28 protein-coding genes are annotated in these 20,906 nt (G+C 62.4%); 16 read left to right on the top strand and 12 right to left on the bottom strand.

What is annotated here, in order from left to right:
- The first annotated feature begins 55 nt into the window (after positions 1 to 55).
- Together PLN84_RS02390 and PLN84_RS02385 are read left to right on the top strand one after the other, a co-directional pair.
- Positions 56 to 895, top strand: a complete 840-nt coding sequence (locus PLN84_RS02390) for a geranylgeranylglycerol-phosphate geranylgeranyltransferase (RefSeq protein ID WP_292384715.1) — start codon at positions 56 to 58, stop codon at positions 893 to 895.
- A gap of 923 nt (positions 896 to 1,818) precedes the next feature.
- Positions 1,819 to 2,166, top strand: coding sequence for a polymer-forming cytoskeletal protein (locus PLN84_RS02385; RefSeq protein ID WP_292558610.1), 348 nt, complete (start codon positions 1,819 to 1,821; stop codon positions 2,164 to 2,166).
- Here the strand turns inward: PLN84_RS02385 and PLN84_RS02380 are convergent.
- The 4 genes from PLN84_RS02380 to PLN84_RS02365 are packed head-to-tail and all read right to left on the bottom strand — an operon-like array spanning position 2,131 to position 5,655.
- Complete coding sequence (locus PLN84_RS02380; protein ID WP_292384713.1) at positions 2,131 to 2,835, bottom strand: DUF116 domain-containing protein; 705 nt, start codon at positions 2,833 to 2,835, stop codon at positions 2,131 to 2,133. The genes PLN84_RS02385 and PLN84_RS02380 overlap by 36 nt on opposite strands.
- Before the next feature lie 2 nt (positions 2,836 to 2,837).
- A complete protein-coding gene (gene mtnA / locus PLN84_RS02375) occupies positions 2,838 to 3,896 on the bottom strand; it encodes an S-methyl-5-thioribose-1-phosphate isomerase (protein WP_292384712.1) in 1,059 nt (352 codons plus the stop codon).
- A complete protein-coding gene (locus PLN84_RS02370; protein WP_292384710.1) occupies positions 3,897 to 5,171 on the bottom strand; it encodes a CoB--CoM heterodisulfide reductase iron-sulfur subunit A family protein in 1,275 nt (424 codons plus the stop codon).
- Complete coding sequence (locus PLN84_RS02365) at positions 5,164 to 5,655, bottom strand: gamma carbonic anhydrase family protein (protein WP_292384709.1); 492 nt, start codon at positions 5,653 to 5,655, stop codon at positions 5,164 to 5,166. Before PLN84_RS02365 ends, PLN84_RS02370 begins: the two co-directional genes overlap by 8 nt.
- A gap of 127 nt (positions 5,656 to 5,782) precedes the next feature.
- On the opposite strand from PLN84_RS02365, the gene PLN84_RS02360 reads away from it, so the two are divergent.
- Positions 5,783 to 6,241, top strand: coding sequence for a phosphopantetheine adenylyltransferase (locus PLN84_RS02360; RefSeq protein ID WP_292385249.1), 459 nt, complete (start codon positions 5,783 to 5,785; stop codon positions 6,239 to 6,241).
- On the opposite strand, the gene pyrI is transcribed toward PLN84_RS02360, so the two are convergent.
- Together pyrI and pyrB are read right to left on the bottom strand one after the other, a co-directional pair.
- Complete coding sequence (gene pyrI / locus PLN84_RS02355; RefSeq protein WP_292384708.1) at positions 6,234 to 6,701, bottom strand: aspartate carbamoyltransferase regulatory subunit; 468 nt, start codon at positions 6,699 to 6,701, stop codon at positions 6,234 to 6,236. The two genes, PLN84_RS02360 and pyrI, sit on opposite strands and share 8 nt — an antisense overlap.
- On the bottom strand, positions 6,698 to 7,594 hold the full coding sequence (pyrB, locus tag PLN84_RS02350) for an aspartate carbamoyltransferase (protein WP_292385247.1): 897 nt from the start codon (positions 7,592 to 7,594) through the stop codon (positions 6,698 to 6,700). The genes pyrI and pyrB overlap by 4 nt, the downstream gene beginning before the upstream one ends.
- A gap of 203 nt (positions 7,595 to 7,797) precedes the next feature.
- Here pyrB and PLN84_RS02345 point away from each other — a divergent pair, with 203 nt between their 5' ends.
- Entirely contained in the window at positions 7,798 to 7,983 is a 186-nt protein-coding gene (locus tag PLN84_RS02345) for a hypothetical protein (protein ID WP_292384707.1), read from the top strand.
- Positions 7,984 to 7,989: 6 nt separating this feature from the next.
- Here the strand turns inward: PLN84_RS02345 and PLN84_RS02340 are convergent, their stop codons facing one another.
- From PLN84_RS02340 to PLN84_RS02325, 4 genes are read right to left on the bottom strand one after another with little or no spacing between them, the layout of a single operon-like run.
- Positions 7,990 to 8,715 carry a methyltransferase domain-containing protein gene (locus PLN84_RS02340; protein WP_292384706.1) on the bottom strand — a complete coding sequence of 242 codons (726 nt, stop codon included), beginning with the start codon at positions 8,713 to 8,715 and terminating at the stop codon, positions 7,990 to 7,992.
- A complete protein-coding gene (locus tag PLN84_RS02335) occupies positions 8,712 to 9,053 on the bottom strand; it encodes a nascent polypeptide-associated complex protein (RefSeq protein WP_292384705.1) in 342 nt (113 codons plus the stop codon). The genes PLN84_RS02340 and PLN84_RS02335 overlap by 4 nt, the downstream gene beginning before the upstream one ends.
- Positions 9,035 to 9,532: a PUA domain-containing protein gene (locus PLN84_RS02330; protein WP_292384704.1), complete on the bottom strand. Its 498-nt coding sequence runs from the start codon at positions 9,530 to 9,532 to the stop codon at positions 9,035 to 9,037. Before PLN84_RS02330 ends, PLN84_RS02335 begins: the two co-directional genes overlap by 19 nt.
- A complete protein-coding gene (locus PLN84_RS02325; RefSeq protein ID WP_292385245.1) occupies positions 9,477 to 10,874 on the bottom strand; it encodes a DHH family phosphoesterase in 1,398 nt (465 codons plus the stop codon). Before PLN84_RS02325 ends, PLN84_RS02330 begins: the two co-directional genes overlap by 56 nt.
- A gap of 284 nt (positions 10,875 to 11,158) precedes the next feature.
- On the opposite strand from PLN84_RS02325, the gene PLN84_RS02320 reads away from it, so the two are divergent.
- From PLN84_RS02320 to PLN84_RS02265, 12 genes are all read left to right on the top strand, one after another.
- Positions 11,159 to 12,562 (top strand): NAD(P)H-hydrate dehydratase, encoded by a 1,404-nt coding sequence (locus tag PLN84_RS02320; RefSeq protein WP_292384703.1) that lies wholly within the window; start codon positions 11,159 to 11,161, stop codon positions 12,560 to 12,562.
- Positions 12,563 to 12,618: 56 nt separating this feature from the next.
- Entirely contained in the window at positions 12,619 to 13,113 is a 495-nt protein-coding gene (moaC, locus tag PLN84_RS02315) for a cyclic pyranopterin monophosphate synthase MoaC (protein ID WP_292385244.1), read from the top strand.
- Between the two features lie 117 nt (positions 13,114 to 13,230).
- Complete coding sequence (locus PLN84_RS02310; protein WP_292384702.1) at positions 13,231 to 13,821, top strand: 50S ribosomal protein L15e; 591 nt, start codon at positions 13,231 to 13,233, stop codon at positions 13,819 to 13,821.
- A gap of 30 nt (positions 13,822 to 13,851) precedes the next feature.
- Positions 13,852 to 14,496 carry an RNase P subunit p30 family protein gene (locus tag PLN84_RS02305; RefSeq protein WP_292384701.1) on the top strand — a complete coding sequence of 215 codons (645 nt, stop codon included), beginning with the start codon at positions 13,852 to 13,854 and terminating at the stop codon, positions 14,494 to 14,496.
- Positions 14,493 to 14,975: an Rpp14/Pop5 family protein gene (locus tag PLN84_RS02300; RefSeq protein ID WP_292384700.1), complete on the top strand. Its 483-nt coding sequence runs from the start codon at positions 14,493 to 14,495 to the stop codon at positions 14,973 to 14,975. Before PLN84_RS02305 ends, PLN84_RS02300 begins: the two co-directional genes overlap by 4 nt.
- Positions 14,975 to 15,697, top strand: a complete 723-nt coding sequence (gene psmA / locus PLN84_RS02295) for an archaeal proteasome endopeptidase complex subunit alpha (RefSeq protein WP_292384699.1) — start codon at positions 14,975 to 14,977, stop codon at positions 15,695 to 15,697. Before PLN84_RS02300 ends, psmA begins: the two co-directional genes overlap by 1 nt.
- 12 nt (positions 15,698 to 15,709) lie before the next feature.
- Positions 15,710 to 16,411, top strand: a complete 702-nt coding sequence (locus PLN84_RS02290) for a ribosome assembly factor SBDS (RefSeq protein ID WP_292384698.1) — start codon at positions 15,710 to 15,712, stop codon at positions 16,409 to 16,411.
- Positions 16,412 to 16,466: 55 nt separating this feature from the next.
- Positions 16,467 to 16,757, top strand: coding sequence for a 50S ribosomal protein L37ae (locus PLN84_RS02285; RefSeq protein ID WP_292384697.1), 291 nt, complete (start codon positions 16,467 to 16,469; stop codon positions 16,755 to 16,757).
- 6 nt (positions 16,758 to 16,763) lie between these two features.
- The gene (locus tag PLN84_RS02280) at positions 16,764 to 16,895 is read left to right on the top strand and encodes a DNA-directed RNA polymerase subunit P (protein WP_250987419.1); all 132 of its coding nucleotides are present in this window, start codon (positions 16,764 to 16,766) and stop codon (positions 16,893 to 16,895) included.
- Positions 16,892 to 17,296 carry a hypothetical protein gene (locus tag PLN84_RS02275; protein WP_292384695.1) on the top strand — a complete coding sequence of 135 codons (405 nt, stop codon included), beginning with the start codon at positions 16,892 to 16,894 and terminating at the stop codon, positions 17,294 to 17,296. Before PLN84_RS02280 ends, PLN84_RS02275 begins: the two co-directional genes overlap by 4 nt.
- The gene (locus PLN84_RS02270; protein WP_292384694.1) at positions 17,296 to 17,538 is read left to right on the top strand and encodes a KEOPS complex subunit Pcc1; all 243 of its coding nucleotides are present in this window, start codon (positions 17,296 to 17,298) and stop codon (positions 17,536 to 17,538) included. The genes PLN84_RS02275 and PLN84_RS02270 overlap by 1 nt, the downstream gene beginning before the upstream one ends.
- Before the next feature lie 144 nt (positions 17,539 to 17,682).
- Complete coding sequence (locus tag PLN84_RS02265; RefSeq protein ID WP_292385242.1) at positions 17,683 to 18,048, top strand: prefoldin subunit beta; 366 nt, start codon at positions 17,683 to 17,685, stop codon at positions 18,046 to 18,048.
- Between the two features lie 8 nt (positions 18,049 to 18,056).
- Here PLN84_RS02265 and PLN84_RS02260 read toward each other — a convergent pair whose 3' ends face one another.
- Positions 18,057 to 19,244: a transposase gene (locus PLN84_RS02260; RefSeq protein ID WP_348531887.1), complete on the bottom strand. Its 1,188-nt coding sequence runs from the start codon at positions 19,242 to 19,244 to the stop codon at positions 18,057 to 18,059.
- A gap of 168 nt (positions 19,245 to 19,412) precedes the next feature.
- Positions 19,413 to 20,906, bottom strand: a 1,494-nt coding sequence (locus PLN84_RS02255) for a 2-isopropylmalate synthase (RefSeq protein ID WP_348531886.1), incomplete at its 5' end; no start/stop codon positions are given.

The raw sequence follows: 20,906 nt of genomic DNA, 5'->3' as shown, positions 1-20,906 counted from the left end.
TCCTGATAGACCATCGGGTTATTTATCGTCCGCCTGAGAACCTAACCCTTCGAGAATGAGCGCTTCCGCCTTCGTCAGGATCACCCGCCCGCACAACGCCGTCGTTGCCGGCCTTACCGCGCTCGTCGGGTACCTTATCGCCACGGGCACCCTCACGCCGCCGTCGCTCCTGCTCGCCGCGGTCGTCGCGCTCATCACTGCCGGCGGGAACGTGATCAACGACATCTGCGACGTCGAGATTGACCGGATCAACCGGCCCGAGCGGCCCATACCGGCAGGAGAGATCAGCCTTGCCGGTGCAGGGGCGTATACGGCGGCGCTCTTTGCCGGCGGAATCGCGCTCGCCGCGCTGACGACGACGCTCTGCTTCGCGATCGCCCTCGCCAACTCGATCATTCTCATCGCATACGCCACCCGGCTGAAGGGGATCCCGGTCCTCGGCAACCTGGCCGTCGCCTACCTGGCTGCCAGCGTCTTCCTCTTCGGCGGAGCGTTCGCGGGCGTCGGGGGGCTCGTCCAGAACCTCTCGCTCGCGGCGATCACGTTCCTTGCCACCATAGCACGGGAGATCTTGAAGGATGCAGAGGACGTGGACGGGGATGCGGCGGGAGGCGCACACACGCTTCCCATGATCATCGGCGTCCGGCGGACGGGAATACTCGCGTTCGCCTGCGCCTGCGGCGCCGTCGCGGCGAGCGTCCTCCCCGTCGGCGACTGGTGGAGCCCCTTCTACCTCGCCGCCATTGCGGTTGTGGATGCCGTCATCCTCTTCGGGGCCTCCCGGGGCCTTTCATGCACGACACCGGGGTGTGTCCGGGAGTCCCGGGCGACGTCGATCCTGCGGACCGGGATGTTCGTCGCGCTCGCGGTCTTTGCGGTTGCCGCGGTGATATAACCACGGGAGCCTCAGTGGCTCACTACTGGAGCATTGCACCTTAATTTTCGTCAGGTTGGTACCTCTCGCGTTGCCGCGAAGATCTCGAGGTTGCTCTGTCCTGGGACAGAGAGCTGTATGGGTACCCACCTGCGGGGAGGGGGAGACCCCCTCCCCGCTCCCCTCGAAGACCTTCGGGTGGGGGCTTTCGATAGAGCCTTACGCGATAGAGACAGGGGAGGGGACAAACCCCCTCAAAGCCAAACGGCTTATCATGCTCCGTTCCTGCCGGAACATCGCACTCCCCGTCAGCCCCTCGCACCTAACGGTGCTCATGCTCCCGGCCCGGAACCCTTTGGGTTTCTCCAGCTCCGGAATCGAAGCCTGAGGATTTCTCCTGCTCCGTTCGCACCTGACGGTGCTCATGCTCCGGCCCCGAAAACGCTTCGCGTTTTCTCAAGCTCTGGTCCTTCGGACCATCGCACCCTTCGGCCCGTCGCATTCCGCTGGAACGTCGCACCCGTCGGCCCGTCGCACTCCCCCAATGGCGATAGCCTCCACGGTCCACCAGACGGGATGATACGGGAAATGGGTGGAGCCCCAACTCGCTCCCTGGGGCTCGTCTTTCCCCTGGACTGCGCACCTGACGGTGCTCGAACTCCGCCTGCCCGGGGGGCACGCGTCACCTATCGCCACGCATTGCTCCGCGAGGCCGGGTTGCCGGGCTGTGGTCGGTGCAGGAATTTTCTAGGCTTTAGCCAGCGGGTGAGTACCTGGCGAATATGGGCCGGCAAAAACAGATGCAGCTCTGCAATCTTCGGATAAACCTACTGATAATTTTATCTGGTTTCGGACCGACCTGTTATCCGGAAGAGATCTTCATGAAAGTTTACCGGCACGGGGACACATACATAGCACCGAAAGGTTCCTTTTTTGACGGAAACGTGAAGGTAGACGGGAATTTCATCACTCCTCCGGAGACGCATATCTGGGGCAATGTAGTAGTTGCCGGCTGTCTCGAACTCGGGTCGGGTTCAACGGTCGGCGGTTTCATCGAGGCGGAGAGCATCGTTGTCGGACACGATGCGAAGATAAAAGGGCCACTCCGGATCAAAGGAACCGCCACCATCTGCGATAACGCGTCTCTCCATTCCATCCAGGCCGGGGGAAACATCACTCTCCGGCCCGGGGTCAGGGTCGGCGACGTGAACAGCGCCGAGACAATCTATGTCTACGGCAAGGTCACCAGCGAGCGGTTATTCGGCAGGGCCGTGAAGGTCTACGGGAACTGACGGGTGCTCGAGGCCGAGCAGGGCGACATCCCTCACCCCGTTCCAGTCCGCTATCGTCTCCACGCACCCGTCTTTGACGTTCACGACACCGATGGCGATAATCCCCACCCGGTCGCACATATCGATCCCGTCCTTCACCTCCATGAGACAGCCGACGCCGATGAGCGCCTGCGGATGATACTTCTTGACCATTCGCTTGATGAACGTCGAGCCCGGGACGATGAAGACGCGGTAGCCGACACCCTCCAGCCACTCCGCGTTCTCTCCAACGGAGCAGCGTCCACAACGCCGGCATTTCAGGCCTTCCGGCGTCAGGTGCGCCGGACACTGTGCCGACCGCAGGCACTGGGGCAGGAAGACCGCCCGCTGCTCAACCGGTGTCTCGGCGAAGGCCTTGGTGTTCATGGTGTTCCTGAGCGTTATGAAGAACGTGACGAGGTCTTTGTCGTCCAGCCCCAGGAGTTTGCAGAACGCCTTCACGAGCCCTTCCAGGAGGACCATGCCGGGTATCAGGATCCGGGGGAGGTAGAACTTCCCTCTGGTGATCGAGGCGGTGGCGATGATTGCGAGGGCTATTGCCGCAATCAGCATGCCGAGGATGAGAAAGAACGTGACTTCCCCGACGATGGTCATCAACTGAATCCAGATCCCAGAGTCGAAGAACCCCATGGTTAGATCTCCCGGCTCTCTGCCGGCTCACTGACCAGTCGGAACGACTTATCATACGGCGGTCGCAACACCCCGATCTCGGTGATGATCGCATCGACGAGGTCGAGCGGGGTGGCGTCGAAGGCGTAGTTGAGCACCTTCACGTCGTCGGGTGCGAGCTGTCGGTCGCCGCAGCCGGCGAGTTCGGCCCTATCCCGCTCTTCGATAACGATATCCGTTTCCCTGCGGGAGAGGTCGAAGGTGGAGAGGGGGGCCGCGACATAGAACGGTATCCCATGGTGGTGGGCGGCAACGGCGTGCATGTAGGTCCCGATCTTGTTGAAGACCGCGTCCTTTGTGATCCGGTCCGCGCCGACGATGACGAGGTCGATTTCACCCTTCCGCATCAGGTATGCTGCCGAGGAGTCGGGGATAAGGGTCACGTCGATCCCATCGCGGGCGAGTTCCCAGCAGGTAAGTCTCGACCCCTGGTTCAGCGGCCGGGTCTCGCAGGAGATCACCCTGACGTCCTTTCCGGTCGCAACCGCCGACCGGATCACGCCGAGCGCCGTCCCCCAGCACCGGCAGGCGAGCGCTCCCGCGTTGCAGTGGGTGAGCGCCGTGCACGTGGTCGGAAAGAGTTCTTCGCCGAAGTTACCGAGCCTCCGGCAGGTCCGTTCGTCCTCTTCGGCGACGGCGTTTGCTTCAGCGACCGCGAGCGCCTTCGCCTCCGCGACCGACGCGGCCATCGCGACCTTTCTTGCCACGCGGTCGATCCCCCATGCAAGGTTGACCGCGGTCGGGCGAGTGCCCCTGAGCAGGCCGGCGGCCCGCCTGATCTCCGCCTGGAACCGCCCCGGATCCGTCTCGGCGCTCCGGGCGGCCGCGAGTGCAACACCCATCGCGCCGGCGATGCCAAGCGCCGGTGCCCCCCGGATCTCGAGTCTCCTGATCGCCCGGGCGAGGTCCTCGACGGTGGTGCACCGCATCACGTCGTACCTCCCCGGGAGGAGGGTCTGGTCGATATAGACGATGCAGTCGGTCTCCGCGTCCCATGCGATGGTGTAGGGCTCTTTTTGCATCTATCCCACCCTGATCGCGTCGAGGTACGCCCGCATCGCCGCCGCCCCGCCCATGGCGACCGAGTCCGGGATGTCCCTCGGCGCGGTGGCGGTCCCGGCCACGTAGATCCCGGGCTTCACCGTGAGGACGGGGCCGACCTTCTGGTCGGCGACCCCGAAGAATCCGGAGTCGTCCCGGGGTATGCCGAGCATCCGGCCGATCGCCTCCCCGCCGTCGGCAGGCTCGATCCCGACGGAGAGCACCACCAGGTCGGGGTGGAACGTCTCCACCTCACGGGTCTCTGTGTTCTCCGCGACCATCATCAGGTGGTCGTTCTCTTCGAGCACTTCGCCCGGGAACCCGCGGACGAACCGGACCCCGAGGTTCCTCGCCCGCTCGTAATACTCCTCGTAGCCTTTGCCGTACGCCCGGACGTCGTTATAGAAGATCGTGACCTCGACATCGGGGTTCTTTTCGCGTACGAGCATGGCGTTCTTCATCGCATACATGCAGCAGACCCCTGAGCAGTAGGGACGGCCGGCGGCGAGGTCGCGGGAGCCGACACACTGGACGAAGGCTATGCTCCGGGGCGGCTTGCCGTTTGAGAGGCGTCTCAGTTTACCCCCTGTCGGGCCGCTCGCGTTGATCATCCGCTCGAATTCGAGGCTCGTGATGACGTCCGGAATGATGAGATAGCGCAGTTGCCTCTTGTTCCGGGCATCGAACGTCGTATAGCCCGTTGTCACGACGATGCTTGCCGCCGGTATATCGAACACCCGCTCCTCTTCCTCGTGCAGGATCGCCTCTCTGCCGCAGACGTCATAGCAGAGGCCGCACTCGATGCAGTGCTCCTGGTCTTTGATGACGATATCGGGAACCGCCTGGGCGTGGGGTTTATAAATTGCTTTCCGGACCCCGATGCCGGCGTCGAACCGGTTGTAGACCTCCACCGGGCAGATCCGGGTGCAGTCCCCGCACCCGTTGCACTCGCTCTCGATGATGTAGCGGGGGTGCTTCCGGACCCGGACGGTGAAGTTGCCGACCTCGCCCTCGACCGACTCGACCTCGGAGCAGGTATGGATCGTGACGTTTCTGTGCCGGGCCACCTCCACCATCTTCGGAGAGAGGATGCACATCGAACAGTCGTTGGTGGGGAACGTCTTGTCGAGTTGGGCCATGTGCCCCCCGATGGTCGGTTCGCGTTCGATGAGGTGCACGTGGACCTCGTGGTCGGCAAGGTCGAGCGCCGCCTGGATGCCGGCAACCCCGGCGCCGATGACCACGACGTCAGCCATGGCGGTACCTCCCTGCGAGTTTGATATATTCACGCGCGTTTTTAATGATGCTCTCCTGCTGCTCGGGCGTCGTCTCCCTGACCACTTTCCCGGGCACGCCGAGGACCAGCGAGTGCGGCGGGATCTCCTTTCCTTCGGTAACGACGGCGCCGGCCCCGATGATGGAGCCCTCGCCCACCACTGCGCCGTTCAGGACGACGGCACCCATGCCGACGAGCACCCGGTCACGGATGGTGCAGCCGTGCAGGATGGCGCCGTGACCGACTGAGACCCCCGCCCCGATCCCGACCGGGAACCCGGGCGTCGTGTGGACGACGGCATTGTCCTGGATGTTTGAGCCCGTCCCTACGGCGATTGTATCCCGATCAGCCCGGACAACGGCACCGAACCAGACGCTCACATCATCGGCAAGCGTCACATCGCCGATGACGGTTGCGTTCTCCGCAATAAAGACGCGGTCCCCCACAATTGATCCGCTCTCCATGTACGTCTACTATTGATCGCTTCGATACAAAATGCTCTCCCCCGGCGGTGAGGGGGAAGACTGGACCGTGCTCACCGCACCACTGCCGACCACTACCCATAAACCCCCTCACGTCAAACGCCTCCAGATGAGAGTGATGGTCGGGGGGACGTTCGATCCCCTGCATGCCGGACACAGGAAACTCCTCGCCCGCTCCTTTGAGCTCGCCGGGCCTGACGGAGAGGTGATCATCGGGTTGACAACCGACGAGTTTGCCGGGGCGAAGGTCCACCCCGTCCACTCGTACCAGGAACGGCTGGCAACCGTTGCGTCCTTCATCAAGGAGCGCGGTTACACCGCGGCGTGGAAGGTCGAGCCGCTCGCTGACCGCTACGGCAGCGCCCTCGATACGGAATTCGATATCCTCGTCGTCTCCGAGGAGACCTTCCCGGTCGCCGTGGAGATCAACGAACGCCGACGAGAGCGAGGGAAGAGAAAAGTGGACCTCCATGAGATCTCATGCGTCCTCGCCGAAGACGGCCGACGGATCTCGAGCACCCGGATCTACCGGGGGGAGATCGACCGGCACGGAAACCTGATCAGATGATGTGGCCTGCAATATCATTCTTGATCAGCCAGTCGCAGTAGAGGCAGTGCAGCCCTTTCGGAAGCACCTCGAATGTGCTCTCCACCGGCTCATTCGTATTCGTGATGCAGCCGGGGTTCGGGCACCGGACCACACCTCTGAGGAGGTGCGGGATCTCGACACCTTTCTTCTCCACCACCTGGTAGTCCCGGATGATGTTGATCTTCGCCTGCGGCGCAAGCAGGGCGATCCGGTCGACCTCCTCCGTACGGAGCTCCCGGTTCTCGATCTTGACGACATCCTTCCTCCCCATCCGTTTGCTCCTGACGTTCGTTGCGATGCTCAGGCACTCCCGGGTCGATCCGGTGATGCCGAGTATCCGCAAGACGTTGAGAGCTTCTCCGGCAGTGACATGGTCGATGACGGTGCCGTTCTTGATCGGGCTGATGACCAACCCCCCTGACGGGTCTTTTCTGCTCATTTCATCACCTCGTAGAGGAGGGCCATCCTGACCGGCACCCCGTTCCTCGCCTGCTCGAAGTAGCGCGCATACGGCGTCTGGTCCACCGCAGGGTCGATCTCCCCGGCGCGCGGGAGCGGGTGGAGGATCATCAGGTGTTCCCGGACACCGCGGAGCTGATCGGGCGTGATCTGATAACTGGACGCGACGTTGTAGTAGGATGCCGAGTCCGGGAACCGCTCGCGCTGGATCCTCGTGACGTAGAGGACGTCTAACTCCCGGATCACCTCCTCCACGTCCGTATGCTCGATCACGTCCATCCCGCGCTCACGCAGTTCGAGGGCGATGTTCGCCGGCATCTCCAGTCCACCCGGTGCGATCGTGTGCAGGGTGACGCCGTAGAGGGAGAGGGCGAGCGCCAGCGAGTGCGCGGTCCGGCCGTAGCGCAGGTCGCCGAGGAGGCCGACGTCGAGCCCGTCGATCGGCATCGACTGCCTGATGGTGTAGAGGTCAAGCAGCGTCTGGCTTGGGTGCTGCCCCGCGCCGTCCCCTGCGTTGATGACCGGCACCGTGGCGAACTCGCTTGCCAGCCGTGCCGCCCCCTCCTTTGGGTGGCGGAGCACGATGGCGTCCGCGTAGCCGCTCACCACCCGGATGGTGTCGGCCAGCGTCTCTCCCTTGACGATGGAACTTGCCTCCACGGAGTCCACGCTGATCGAGTCCCCGCCGAGCCTGGCCATAGCCGTCGCAAACGACATCCTCGTGCGGGTGCTGGGCTCGAAGAAGAGGAGGGCCGCAAGTTTGCCCTCAAGCATCCGGGGTCGGTACTTCTCGGTATCGAACTCCTCAGCCCGGTCCAGCAGGTGATCGAGATCGCTCTTTTCAAAATCGCGGATAGAGATAATGTGGTACATCGTGTGGCTACCTTCCGGGGTTTTCAGCCCGGCCGGCGGGGGTGGCGCCCGGATCATCCCGCCTCCCGCCGTGACGCGGACAAAACACCTCTTCTCTCCTGAATACTGGTTCGCCCCGCATCCACTAATACCTTTTTTCCAACACTACCAAAGACAAACCTTTGTCACCTCCGCACACATCATACTACTCTGGGAGGAGAGACATGTCCGAAGAGAAGGAAGAGTATGCCCCTGAGGTCTGTTGTCACTGCGGAGGGCTTGGATGTACCTACTGCAACAAACAAGGTACGGTAATGGTGCCGCAGCCCTCGCAGAAGTGCCATCACTGTGACGGCGATTGCTGCATCTACTGCGGCTACACCGGGTGGGAACACCCGCTCAAGGAGTAAGCCCACCTATTTTCGCGCGATCGTGACGTAGCCGCTGTGGGCGACCCGTGTCGACGGCCGGGTCCCCCGGGCGGAGCGCGTCAGCTCCCGCTCCATGCACTCATAGCAGTGGACGTCGCGGAAGAGCGGCGTTGCGGTGTCGAGCGCAACAAACGTATGTTCGAGGAACGGGGTGTAGCATGAAAGGTACCCGCCGGGCGAGAGGAGCGAGAAGGCGTGCTCCACGTGTGCCGGGGTTATCGTCAGGTCCAGGTGGACGACGTCGAACTCACCGGTCGCTTCAAGCATGTCGGCCGCGACCACCTCGACGTTCTCGAGCCGCGCATTCCTGATGTTCTTCTCCGCAAGTCTGGCGAACTCCGGGCGCACCTCGTAGGTCTTCACCGCGCGGGCGATACTTCCGAAGTAGATTGCGGCGACGCCGCTCCCGGTCCCGGCGTCGAGGACCGCATCGTTGCGGTTCATGCCCGTGTAGGCGATGACGATCCCGATGTCCTTGGGGAGCATCGGGGCTCCGCTCCGTTTTGCGTGGACAAAGAAGTCGGTCGGCCGGGGGCGCAGCACGGTGAACGGGACATCGAGGTGGGTCCTGATCTCGCCTCCCGGGTTCATGCCCGCGAGCGCCGAAAGATCGATCATCCCCCGGTCGGTGGAGAACTTTCCTTCGCCCGCCTTCACGAAGTATTCGCGCTCCCCGCCGACGAGCAGGAGGTGTTCCCCATCCTCGATCATTGCTGCGAGAGTTTCAGGATCGCTTCGGCGATGTCGCCGCGGGTCTCGATGAGTGTTGTCCTCGCAACCTCTTTGGCTGCTCCGGTCTGGGACGCGACGAGGGCGACGTCTTCGTCGGGGATCTCCGGGACCGCCTCTTCAAACCGGGCCTCTCCCGTGAGCTGGTAGGTGGTGACCCCCTGCATGGTGGTCGCGACGACCTGGGCTTCGTCAAAGACGTAGTTTCCCGCGGGCGTGTAGATAACCACTTTCTCCACGCCCTCGATCTCCTCCATCTCCATGCCCATCTGCTTCATCATCTGCTTCATTTTTTTCGGGTTTATCTTACCTGGAAACATTCAGATCCCCTTCCCTGTCGTACTTTTACCGCTACACCGTAATTAAATGCCAGCATCTCCCGACCGGAGAGCAGGGCTGCTCCGGTGGCGAGGAGCACATCGTCTCCGGTCACCACCAGCACCTCGTCCCCTGCGCGGATGCCGTCGTCGGCAGCGACGACGTGCTTTGCCATCGTGTTCTTCCCGTCCGCAATAAATGTCGCCACATCTTCCTGCACTGTCACCCGGTAGGCCGGCGGAGGAAGATGGGCGCAAAGTCGCGCCGCTCCGCCGACTCCGAGGGTCAGGCGACCGTCCTGTGCGCGAACGGTTGCAAGCCGCTCCTTCCCGAGGCGCACCTGGCGGACGCGCCCCGTCGTGGAGAACTGGAAGGTGCACTCATCGGGGAAGACTGCGTCTCCTGCTCCGGTGCCGAACTGGAAGTCAGCGATTGTCCGGATCCGCCGAAGCGAACTGTCGTTTGAGTATTCGGTTGACACTATCAACAAACTCCTCTTCTGTATCGTAGGGGATGAACGCCCCGGCCGCGATCCGGTGCCCGCCGCCCGCGCCGCCGACCTCTGCCGACGCCTCGACGAGAGCCTCCTGCAGGTCGACTCCGCGGCCGAGCGCCCACTCGTTCGTCCGCATCGAGACCTTCGTGACCTCCGGTTCGTCCACCATCGCACTTAAGACCATGATCGGCTTCTTCCAGTTCAGTTTGGAGAGTGCCATCCCCGCCCCGATCCCGACGATGGTGTCGGGGAACCGGTCGCCGGTGTGGATATACTGCAGGTGCGAGAGCTCCGTCACCCCGGTATCGAGGATGTACTGGAGCAGGTCGCGGATGACCGTCCGGTGGTGGGCGAGCATGTACTCCGCATCGCGGTAGGCGTCCCCGCGATCCCCGCGGCAGATGCTCCCCCCTATCCCGGGTTTTGCCCACCGCCCGCAGGCGTTCAAGAGGGTGGCGTACTCGGAGGCGTTCCGGAGCGGTGTCCGTTCCGGCTCGTCGGGGAAGATGTAGATCTCGGCGAGCAGGCGGTCGGTCTCCCTCCCGTGAGCGATGAGCTGCTGGGCAAGGGCGCTGATGATCGTGCGTTTGTCGTCGAACGGGAGTTCTTCCCAGACAAGCCAGCCGCCCCGGGGTGATTTCAACTCGACGCCGAGTTTCTCAAGGAACCGGAGCGCCGCGTTTGGGTTGTTCGAGATCCCGTCGATGTAGGGGTCGTCGCAGTAGCCGAGGCAGACGTGGATCGGGCGTGTGGACGTCCCGTAGCAGTTCAAGTCCGGCTTCTGCACGACGATGTTGCCGTACTCCACACCATCCTGGACGATATCGCGGGCCGGACCGACCAGCCCACAGTTTTCCCGGGCCATCATGTCCCCGACGTTCCCGACCACGGCGAGTTTGGCGAGGTCGGTGCAGGTTGCGTCGATCGCCTTTGCGACCAGGTAGGCGATACCGGCGGCGCTCATCCGGGTGATGCCGAAATCAAGGCTGTTCACCTGGGGGTAGGCCGTCTCGCAGGGCTGGCTGACGTGGTGGTCGAGGATCAGGACCTCGTCCGCAGAGAGGCCGTGCTCCGCAAGAAGGCTCTGCTGGCCGGCCCCGAGGTCGGTGAAGACCTTCAGGGAGTCGTCCTTTGGGACGTGACGCATCGCCATCGGCTCGAGCTGGCGGACGAAGACGGAGGTGACGGGTATACCCTCGCGGCTGAGCGCCTGCGAGAGGATCGACTCCGTGCTGATGCCGTCGGCGTCGATGTGGGAGATGATCGTCACCGACTCCGCATCGCAGGCCAGATCCGCTGCTCTCCGTAGATCGTTTTCGAGGCCCATCTCCATAGGAGTGCGTCGTGAAAGGTCAATAAAGCATGGGAGCATGGGATCGATGACGGGTGAGGGGGTTACCGTCATACCTGAAGCGTGGAGACAGGGGAGGGGAACTGCCCCCCCATCGGCCCCGCCCCCGCGTGGCGATATCCCACGGTCCAGCATCCGGGGTTTTTCCACCGCTCTAACCCGGCGGCCCCCCGGCATTTCTCCCGGTCAAAAAAAACTAAAACTATCTAAGAAAGAAACACCATAGCACCAACCAGGCAACACTCCTGGAGGTGCAGAGCATGACAACGAACGATATGCATGAGTTTCTGGAGACCGGCGTGATCGACGCCGGCCGGATGCGGGCGGTCGAAGGGAACGCTGTGGCGCTCGGCCACTCGTCGCTTTCGATGATGGAGAGCGCCGGACGGGCCGTCGCGGACGCTGTCCTCGCCTCCGGTCCCTCCCGGGTCCTCGTCCTCTGCGGGCGGGGGAACAACGGCGGCGACGGGATGGTGGTGGCCCGGTACCTCCAGTACCTCGATGCGGTCGACGTCGTCTACCCTGACTGCGGCTCGATCACCTCCGCGGCGGCTCTCCAGGAATCGCTCCTCCACCGCTGCTCAGTCGCCCTCCACCCGGTCCGGTGCGCCGCCGACGTCGATCGGCTCGGCCATCTCTTCGATGCGGCCGATCTCATCGTCGATGCGATGCTCGGCACCGGGAGATCGGGCGCGGTGCGGGAGCCGTTTGCAACCCTCGTCGCCCGGGCGAACGCGAGCGCCGCGCCGGTCCTCGCCGTCGATATCCCCACCCCCGGCCTCCGGGCTGACCGTGTCGTATCGTTCCACCGGGCGAAGGTGGCGGGCGCGGACGTCGTGGGTATCGGCATCCCGCTCGAGGCTGAGGTCTTCTGCGGGCCCGGTGACCTCACGCTCGTCCCGGCCCGGGCGTCCGGGGCCCACAAAGGTGTCGGCGGTGAGGTGCTCGTCATCGGGGGCGGGCCCTACCAGGGGGCGCCCTACATCGCGGCGATGGGGGCGCTCCGTGCCGGCGCGGATATCGTCCGGATTGCCTCCCCGGCATACATCCCCATGCCCGACCTGATCTACGAGCCCTTAGAAGGGAAGGCGATCACGGCCGACCACCTGGAGACGATCCTCCGGCTCACCGGGCGGGCCGATGTAGTCGTCTGCGGCATGGGTCTCGGGGTCGAGAGCCACGACGTCGTCCTCGCCGTCGCCGGGGCGGCCAGGCGGGCGGTCTTCGATGCCGATGCGCTCGCCCACCCCCTGCCGGCGGCGAAGGAGACGATCTACACCCCGCATGCAGGGGAGTTTGCCAGGATCACCGGGACAGAACCCCCGGCGGACCTCGCGGCGCGCGGCCGGTGCGTGAAAGCCGCCGCAACGGCGGGGACCGTCCTGCTCAAGGGGCCGGTCGACGTAGTCTCCGACGGAACGCGGGTCAGGTTCAACCGGACCGGAACCCCTGCAATGACCACCGGGGGGACGGGTGACCTGCTCGCCGGTGTCGCCGGAGCGCTTTTCTGCCAGGTTCCGGCGTTCGAGGCGGCCTGCATCGCCGCGTACGTCTGCGGCAAGGCCGGGATGCGGGCCGCGGAGGGGCGCGGATGCGGGATGCTCGCGACCGACATGCTGGACTGCATTCCGGAGGAACTCTTCGGCCGCCCGGTGGCGGAGTGACCTCACCCCGGGCGTTTCCTTTTATCCCCAAAGAGACCGAAGATCTCCTGATTCACATGAGCGAGTCCGGCGAACACAGCAAGACCCCGGTCTTCACCCACATCGAGAACGACCGCGCGCAGATGGTTGACATCTCGGCAAAGACCGAGGTCCCCCGGGAAGCAGTTGCGGCCGGGAGGATCTACCTCCGGAGCGAGACGCTTCGGGCCATCCGGGAAGGGACGGCGGTCAAAGGCAACGTCCTCGCGACCGCGCGGGTGGCGGCCACCCTCGCGGTGAAAGAGACGGCGCGCATCATCCCCATGTGCCACCCCATACCGCTTGCGGGCATCGTCATCGACTTCGAGGAGGGGGACGGCTACATTGAGGCGACCGCCCGCGTGAAGTCCTACGGGAGGACGGGCGTCGAGATGGAAGCGCTCACCGGCGTCTCCGTTGCGCTCCTCACCGTCTGGGATATGGTCAAATCGGCCGAAAAAGACGAGAACGGGCAGTACCCGGTCACCCGGATCGATGCCATCCGTGTCGTCGAGAAGAGGAAGGGCATCTAGGTCTTCCCGCGGAGAAAGGAATTCTTTATTAGCGCTCTCGCCAACCTGTTAGGAACCACGGGACACGTCCCGGAAAAGGAATGTGGCGGAAACGCTGAACCTGAGGTGATTAAAAGCATGGCAAAGTCAATGTATGCCTACGTTCGCGAGGCATGGAAGAGGCCCGACCGTTCCGAGGTGAAAGGTCTCCTCTGGGAGCGCCTCCAGGTCTGGCGGCGCGAGGGGAGTATCGTACGCGTGGAGCATCCGACCCGGATCGACCGGGCCCGCTCGCTTGGCTACAAGGCCAAGCAGGGGATCATCGTCGTGCGGGTCAAGGTCCGCCGCGGTGGCCGGAGGAAGCCCCGGTACATTCGCGGGCGCCGGTCCGCACGTATGGGTATGCGCCGCATGACCCCGGCAAAGAGCCTGCAGCGGATGGCCGAAGAGCGTGCATCCCGCAAGTTCCCGAATATGGAGGCCTTAAACTCCTACTGGGTCGGCGAGGATGGACGGTCAAAGTGGTTTGAGGTGATCCTGGTCGATGGGCACCACCCATCGATCCGGAGCGACCGCAACCTCGCATGGCTGGCCGACCCGGTTCACCGGGGCCGGGCGGAGCGCGGTAAGACCTCCGCCGGCATGAAGGGGCGCGGGATGCGGACGCGCGGGCACGGGACCGAGAAGACTCGCCCGAGCATCCGTTCCCATGCGAACCGCGGCAAATAATTACCTTTTTTTACATACGGTTTACTCCTGATGAAGGTCACGGACGCGAGTGTATATCCCTACCCCACCGGCGACTCGACGCTTGCACGGATGGCGCTTGAGGCGACGGACCTCGGGTTTGACAGCATCGTCGCCATCGGCGAGGTCGGGCGTCAACCCCTTGGGGCGGAGGTTATCCGCGGGGTCGTGATCAGCGCCGCGTCCCACAAGGAGGTCATCAGGCGGGTGCGCGAGCCTGCCGTCCGGCGTGCCGACGTGGTCTTTGTCAATGCCGGCGACACCTCTTTCAACCGGGCCGTCGTCGGGCTGAGAGAGGTGAATGGCATCAGAAATATCCATGCCGCCCGGAGGAACGCGTTCGACCACGTTGCCGCACGGTCAGCGGCCGAGCGTGGCGTGGCGGTGGACATCTCGCTTGCCCCCATCATCCGGCTCCGGGGAACCCGACGCCAGAGGGCGCTGGAGCGGTACGCTGACATCCTCTCGCTGCAACGGCGCTACGGCTTCCCACTGACGATATCGTCCGACGCACACTCGATTCTCGAGCAGCGGTCGGTCCGCGAGGTCCGGGGCCTCTGCGCGCTCTTCGGCATGACCGGAACGGAAGTGAGCGAGGCTCTCGCGTCGGTCGGCCGGTTCATCGAACCGGAGCAGCCCGTGAGGGTGGTCGGATGAAGCCGAGGCCCCCGGCGATGCGGGCAAAAAGGCGTTACATCCTGGTTCGGGTCCTCCCGTACGGAGTGACCCCTGACCAGAAACAGGCATACCTCTCGGTCATCGAGGCCGCGACCTCGCTCTTTGGCGACGCGGCCGTCGGGTTCGCACAGCCGGCGGTGGTCTTCTGCGACACCGGGTACGTTGTGGTCCGATGCCGTCGCGGAACGGAGAAGGATATCGCCACCGCCCTTACAACGGTCACCGCGATCGCCGATGGGCCGGTTGCCCTCCGGACGGTCGCCGTCTCCGGGACCATCCATGCTCTGAAGCGCCGGATGAAACCAATCCGGCCTCTCTCTGAGGCAGGAGAAACGAGGTTCGCGGAGCACTGTTTCACGGTGTACCGCTACCCCCGTCAAAAGGTTGATTTGGTTGAACAAGGTATTAAACATCAGAAGTTATTATTTTTCACCGAAGCCGATTTGGAGGAACGATAATGCAACCACAATATCAGATGGGATATGACCGGGCGATTACTGTCTTCAGCCCGGACGGTAGGCTCTACCAGGTTGAGTACGCCAGAGAAGCGGTGAAACGGGGTACGACGGCAGTCGGGATCAAGTGCAGCGAAGGCGTCGTGCTGATCGTCGACAAACGGGTGACGTCCCGTCTCCTCGAGCCTGCCTCCATCGAGAAGATCTTCAAGATTGACTCGCATATCGGTGTGGCATCCTCCGGCCTCGTCGGCGACGCGCGGTCCCTCGTGGATCGGGCGCGGGTCGAGTCCCAGATCAACCGGGTCTCCTACAACGAACCGATCAACGTCGAAACCCTGGCCAAGAAACTCTGCGACCACATGCAGACCTACACCCAGTTCGGCGGTGCACGCCCCTACGGGACCGCTCTCCTGATTGCAGGCGTCAGCGACGGCGAGGCCCGGCTCTTTGAGACCGATCCGAGCGGCACGTTGCTCGAGTACAAGGCAACCGGGATCGGCACGGGCCGGCCCGCGGTCATGAAGGTTTTCGAGGACGAGTACAACGAGGAAGGGAACTTTGCCGACGCCATCAAGCTCGGTATCAAGGCCCTGCACGCCGCAACAGAAGGCAAACTCGACGTGAGCGCCATCGAGATCGGTCTCGTCTCCATCGCGACCCGGGAATTCCGGAAGCTGGAGAAGGACGAAGTGAAGATCTACGTCGACCAGTTCGAAGAGTGAGTGACACCCCCTATGATACCTCTGGACCAGGCAGTTGTAGCACGGCTTGAGAGTTACGGCGAACGGTTTGAGGTGCTTGTCGACCCCGACCAGGCTCAGCGTATCCGGCAGGGGGAGGACGTCGACCTGGAGGACGCGGTTGCAGCCGACTCCATCTTCTCAAACGCCGCCCATGCCGAACGGGCATCCGATGAATCTCTCCTGAAGGTCTTCAAGACGACTGAGTTTGAAGAGGCCGCCATACGGATCATCAAGAAGGGCGAGATCCACCTCACCTCCGAACAGCGCCGCCACCTTATTGCAGAGAAACGGAGCCGGGTCGTCACGTTCATATCGAGGAACGCCGTCAACCCGCAGACCGGGTTCCCTCACCCCCCGCAACGCATCGAACTCGCCATGGAGGAGGCGAGGGTGAGCATCGATCCCTTCAAATCCGTCGAGGAGCAGGTCAAAGAGGTGATCAAGGCACTCCGGCCGCTTCTCCCCATCCGCTTCGAGGAGATCCGCATCGCCGTGAAGCTCCCGCCGGATTACGCCGCGAGAGGCTACGAAATCAAGAACGCCGGGATGCTCGAACAGGATGAGTGGCAGAAAGACGGTTCCTGGATCGCCGTCGTCAGGATTCCAGCAGGCATCCAGGAAGAGTTCTATGACCTGGTGAACAAAATTTCAAAGGGAAATGCAGAGACCCGGATCATCGAACGCGTGTTGTGAGTAACTATATTAGTCGCCAACGCAAAAATTATAGGACATATCAGAGGTACGCGAAATGGCAAGCCGCAAACAGAGTGCAAAGGGCAGGGTAGTCGGAAATTCCGGGCGCTTTGGCCCGAGGTATGGCCGGTTTATCCGCAAGAGAGTGAACCAGATCGAGACGGTCTCCCGCGCGAGTCACACCTGCCCCCGCTGCGACCAGGCAGCGGTCAAGCGTGAGGGAACGGGTATCTGGACGTGCCGCAAGTGCGGGTTTAAGTTTGCGGGCGGCAGCTACGTCCCGGAGACGCCCGCGATGCGCGTCGCTACACGGAGCATCGAGCGCTCGCTGCAGAAGGAGGGCTAATAGGTCGTGGCTGCCTATAAGTGCGCTCGTTGCAAACAGAAAGTGGAGATCGACGTCAATATCCGCTGTCCCTACTGCGGGCACCGCATCCTCTTCAAGGAACGCGGAGCCGCGATAAAAGACCTGAAGGCTCGATGACGGTCGTCACGACGTCACGTAAACCGGTCCCCGAGGTGCGCTCCCTCGCCCGGGACCTGGCGTTCGCGGCCGGCGCCGAGTATCTTACCCGGGGCAAGGCGGGCATGGGCGACCTTTTCGCCCTTGACGGGACAATTGTGATCGTCTCCCGTTCAGGTCCTTTTTTTCTCATCCAGGCCTTCTCAGATGGTGAACCGGCGGCGGAGATCACGGTTAAGTCATTTACGGTCACAGAGCGTCCCGGAGTGATCGCCCGCGGGCTCTTCGTCTCGGACCGTTCCGTGTATGAGGCCCTCAAGGACTACCTCAACGTTCTGTTCGCCGGGGAAACCATCCCGGACCACCGTATCGTCTTTGACGGAACGCAACGGAAACGGTACACCCTGAAGGTTCTCCCTTGATGCATACGGCAGTCTTCCGGTTCACCGCCGACGACGCCCGCGCCCTCTACCTCTCGGTCTCGCGGGAGATGGACGACGTGGGAGATCGGTCGTCGGCCCGCGTACGGCTCGTGGGCGACGATACGCTCGTCCTCGAGGTGATAGCCACCGATATCCCGGCGCTTCGGGCGGCCCTCAACACCTGGCTGCGGCTGATCACCATAGCGATCGAGATGCGGGAGATCGCTGCCCCGTCCGGATGAATGAGATCCCCCTTCTCCGAACCCTCACATTTAATGAGTTCCACGTCCCTATCATGTAAAGAGATGGCAGAGGACGGAGCGTTCTCTGTCGGTTACCTGAAATATTGTTACCAACTTTGTCCCGTTTCAGGAGGGTTGATGCATATGGAAAATATCCCACCAAAGGTCCAGAACCAGCTGGCGATGCTCCAGCAGATGCAGCAGCAACTGCAGACTGTAGTCTCGCAGAAAGCACAGTACGAACTGACGATCCGCGAAGCCCGGCGGGCGGTCGAGGATCTGGCCGACGTCCCCGAGAACGCGGCGGTCTTCATGAACGTCGGCAGCGTCATGATGCAGAAGAGCAGAGAGCAGGTACTCGCTTCCTTAAACGAGCGCGTCGAGACGCTCGAACTCCGGGTCAAGTCGCTCGAGAAGCAGGAGAAGGCCCTGCAGGGCAGGTTCGAGCAGCTCTCTTCACAGATCCGGGGCGCGCTCGAAGGAAAACAGCAGCCTCCCGGCGCTACCTGAACAGTGAACTACCCCGCCCTGAAGGGCGGGGCTTCCTGCTTCATGGCCAACACTTGCACCACAGAGATGTGATGGAGAGGTCTCGGCTCCACCGGCTCGAAGGGCTGTTCCATCCCCACGCGGTGAATATTCACCGCAGCATTGTAATCTCGATCGGCAACAAACCCGCAGTATGGGCAATCGTGAACTCTCACCGAGAGATCCTTCGTCACGATACTTCCGCAGTTTGCACACAGTTGCGTCGTATCTCGGGGATCGATTTGAATGAAGTTCGTACCAGCACTTTCAGCCTTGTACGAGAGGTGAGAATAGAATCGTCCCCACGACGCACTGTGGATACTTCTCCGGAGCCCGCGAGATGTGCCGTGCTCTTTCAGATACTTGATATTCAGGTCTTCAACACAGATCGTTGCATAGGTGTCAACATACTGACGAGAAAGTTTGTGCAGGAAATCGTTCTTCTGGTTCGTGATATGTTCATACGCCTTCTCCAGTTTCCCTTTTGCCTTCTTCCAGTTTTTCGAGAACCGTTGTTTCCGGGCAATACTCTGGTGTAACTTCTTGATCCGGTCAAGTGAGTGCTCATAGAACCGGGGGTTCTCGATCGCCGCACCGTCACTATCGACTGCAAACGAGTTCAGACCGACATCGATCCCGACAGATCTCCCTTCTCGTTTCGATTCAGAGACCTTCTGTTCCGCCTGAACGATCACATACCATCGATCCCCAGAACGGGTGATCAGAATACCCTTCACCTTTCCGGTGTAGGGTCGGTGCATGGTGAAGGGAATTGTTCCAATCTTCGAGAACGTAATCGAACTATGCTCACGGTCGATCTTGAACCCGGACTGGTTATAGTTGAGCGTCCGGTACCGGACTGCACTCTTGAACCGGAGTTTGCCGATCTTCCGTCCTCGTTTCTTTGTCTGCGAGAGTGCGGCGATGTTGCTCCAGAGGGTGGCGTTCACCATCTGAAGTACTTTGGAGTACACGTTCTTCAGAGACGGACTCTCATCCTTCAGGGTGACAATCCGCGCCTGCGTTCCTCGCATTGTCGGAGCGATCCCGGCCTCTCGTGCGGTATTGCACTCTTCGAGGAGTTTGTTGTAGAGCCACCGACAGGTATCGAGTGCGGCATTCAGCCGTGCCTCAGTGGTTGCGTCTGGATACGCTCGATACTTGTAGGAAATGAGCATAGACAAACAAGAGAGTTCATCTGAAATAAAATATACTTGATCCGTGCAGGGTGAAAGTGACGAAGGGCGGCTCCGCTTTCATCCCCACCCTGAACGGTGGGGACTTCCCGCTCCACCCCCTTTACCCCCACGAGTTAAATTTTTTTTAAAAATGTTGAAGTGAGATCTTCACTTCTCCTGCTCGCGGTCGAGCTTTCGCGTCCGGCAGACGAGGTTGATCGCGTTGATCACCGCCTCGACGGATGCGAGGATGATGTCGTCGCTTGAGGCGCTGGCATCGAAGACCCGGCCCTGCTCGTCCTCGACGGCGATGGTGACGTGCCCGATCGCATCGGTCCCTCCCGAGATTGCCTCTATGTTGAATTCCTTGAGCTGGACCGGGGCCGGGATGATGCCGAGGATCGCTCGCACGGCCGCATCCACCGGTCCGTTCCCGACGCTTGAGAAGATATGCTCAACCCCATCGACGGTTGCCATGACGCTGGCTGTCGGGATCACGTGATTGCCTGTCATAATGGCGACATCCTGGAGTTCCAGGGTCTTCTCGTCGGGTGCAAGTTGCATGACGCTTCCGGCGATCTCGTAGAGGTCAGCGTCCGTCACCCGCTTGCCCTTGCCGGCAATCGCCTTCACCCGCAGGACGATCTCGTCGAGCTGGGCATCGACGGGCTCCATATGCACCTCGGCGAGCATCTGCCTGACTGCATGCCTCCCGGCGTGTTTGCCGAGTTTCAGCCTGCGCCGGTGACCGACCATCTCCGGCGTCATGATCCCGGGCTCGAACGTATCCGACCGGGTGATGACGCCGTGGGAGTGAATCCCGCTCTCGTGAGCAAAGGCGTTCTCGCCGACGATCGGCTGTGTGGCGGGAATGCCCATCCCGGAGTAGCGCGAGACAAGCCTTGAGGTCTCGACGAGGCTCGTCGTCCGGATGCCGGTATCGATCCCGTAGATGGACGAGAGGATCATCACCGTCTGCGCGAGGTCGGCGTTGCCTGCCCGCTCGCCGATGCCGTTCACCGTCACCTGCACCTGGGAGGCGCCGGCCTCGACCGCTGCGATGGTGTTTGCCACCGCAAGCCCGAAGTCGTTGTGGCAGTGGACGTCGATCGGACACCTCACCTCCTGATCGATCCGGGAAATAAGGCGCTTCATGGTCGTCGGGGTGATCACGCCGACGGTGTCGGGCACGTTGATGACCGTGGCCCCGGCGTCCACCGCAACGCGGTATACCTCGATCAGGTAATCCCAGTCGGTCCTTGTCGCGTCCATCGCGGAGAACATGCACTGGCCGACGTGGTCGCGGGCATACGCGATGATATCGCCGGTGGCCTCGAGGACCTGCTCGCGGGTCTTCCTGATGGTGTACTCGCGCTGGACGTCGGACGTCGGGATGAAGACATGGATCATATCGACGTCGCAGTCGATGCACGCGTCCACATCGGCCCGGAGCGACCGCGCAAGACCGCAGACCTGCGTCGAGAGATCGAGGCCTCTGATAGCTTTGACGATCTCGCGCTCGGCGTCGGAGGATGCGGGAAAGCCCGCTTCGATGGCGTGTACCCCGATATCGGAGAGCTGCTCTGCAATACCGAGCTTCTCTTCAAGCGTGAATGAGATGCCCGGCGTTTGTTCACCGTCGCGCAGTGTGGTGTCGAAAAC

The organism is Methanoculleus sp. (genome assembly GCF_035363275.1).
In the GTDB taxonomy this organism is placed as follows: domain Archaea; phylum Halobacteriota; class Methanomicrobia; order Methanomicrobiales; family Methanoculleaceae; genus Methanoculleus.
Note: the sequence above shows the minus strand (reverse complement) of the source record. Positions and strands in the feature narration are given on the sequence as shown.

Bases quoted from the DNA above. Each gene is read 5' to 3' on its own strand.
- PLN84_RS02390 (WP_292384715.1), top strand. From the start codon at position 56: ATGAGCGCTTCCGCCTTCGTCAGGATCACCCGCCCGCACAACGCCGTC.
- PLN84_RS02380 (WP_292384713.1), bottom strand. From the start codon at position 2,835: ATGGGGTTCTTCGACTCTGGGATCTGGATTCAGTTGATGACCATCGTC.
- mtnA (WP_292384712.1), bottom strand. From the start codon at position 3,896: ATGCAAAAAGAGCCCTACACCATCGCATGGGACGCGGAGACCGACTGC.
- PLN84_RS02370 (WP_292384710.1), bottom strand. From the start codon at position 5,171: ATGGCTGACGTCGTGGTCATCGGCGCCGGGGTTGCCGGCATCCAGGCG.
- PLN84_RS02365 (WP_292384709.1), bottom strand. From the start codon at position 5,655: ATGGAGAGCGGATCAATTGTGGGGGACCGCGTCTTTATTGCGGAGAAC.
- PLN84_RS02360 (WP_292385249.1), top strand. From the start codon at position 5,783: ATGAGAGTGATGGTCGGGGGGACGTTCGATCCCCTGCATGCCGGACAC.
- pyrI (WP_292384708.1), bottom strand. From the start codon at position 6,701: ATGAGCAGAAAAGACCCGTCAGGGGGGTTGGTCATCAGCCCGATCAAG.
- pyrB (WP_292385247.1), bottom strand. From the start codon at position 7,594: ATGTACCACATTATCTCTATCCGCGATTTTGAAAAGAGCGATCTCGAT.
- PLN84_RS02345 (WP_292384707.1), top strand. From the start codon at position 7,798: ATGTCCGAAGAGAAGGAAGAGTATGCCCCTGAGGTCTGTTGTCACTGC.
- PLN84_RS02340 (WP_292384706.1), bottom strand. From the start codon at position 8,715: ATGATCGAGGATGGGGAACACCTCCTGCTCGTCGGCGGGGAGCGCGAA.
- PLN84_RS02335 (WP_292384705.1), bottom strand. From the start codon at position 9,053: ATGTTTCCAGGTAAGATAAACCCGAAAAAAATGAAGCAGATGATGAAG.
- PLN84_RS02325 (WP_292385245.1), bottom strand. From the start codon at position 10,874: ATGGGCCTCGAAAACGATCTACGGAGAGCAGCGGATCTGGCCTGCGAT.
- PLN84_RS02320 (WP_292384703.1), top strand. From the start codon at position 11,159: ATGACAACGAACGATATGCATGAGTTTCTGGAGACCGGCGTGATCGAC.
- moaC (WP_292385244.1), top strand. From the start codon at position 12,619: ATGAGCGAGTCCGGCGAACACAGCAAGACCCCGGTCTTCACCCACATC.
- PLN84_RS02310 (WP_292384702.1), top strand. From the start codon at position 13,231: ATGGCAAAGTCAATGTATGCCTACGTTCGCGAGGCATGGAAGAGGCCC.
- PLN84_RS02305 (WP_292384701.1), top strand. From the start codon at position 13,852: ATGAAGGTCACGGACGCGAGTGTATATCCCTACCCCACCGGCGACTCG.
- PLN84_RS02300 (WP_292384700.1), top strand. From the start codon at position 14,493: ATGAAGCCGAGGCCCCCGGCGATGCGGGCAAAAAGGCGTTACATCCTG.
- psmA (WP_292384699.1), top strand. From the start codon at position 14,975: ATGCAACCACAATATCAGATGGGATATGACCGGGCGATTACTGTCTTC.
- PLN84_RS02290 (WP_292384698.1), top strand. From the start codon at position 15,710: ATGATACCTCTGGACCAGGCAGTTGTAGCACGGCTTGAGAGTTACGGC.
- PLN84_RS02285 (WP_292384697.1), top strand. From the start codon at position 16,467: ATGGCAAGCCGCAAACAGAGTGCAAAGGGCAGGGTAGTCGGAAATTCC.
- PLN84_RS02275 (WP_292384695.1), top strand. From the start codon at position 16,892: ATGACGGTCGTCACGACGTCACGTAAACCGGTCCCCGAGGTGCGCTCC.
- PLN84_RS02270 (WP_292384694.1), top strand. From the start codon at position 17,296: ATGCATACGGCAGTCTTCCGGTTCACCGCCGACGACGCCCGCGCCCTC.
- PLN84_RS02265 (WP_292385242.1), top strand. From the start codon at position 17,683: ATGGAAAATATCCCACCAAAGGTCCAGAACCAGCTGGCGATGCTCCAG.
- PLN84_RS02260 (WP_348531887.1), bottom strand. From the start codon at position 19,244: ATGCTCATTTCCTACAAGTATCGAGCGTATCCAGACGCAACCACTGAG.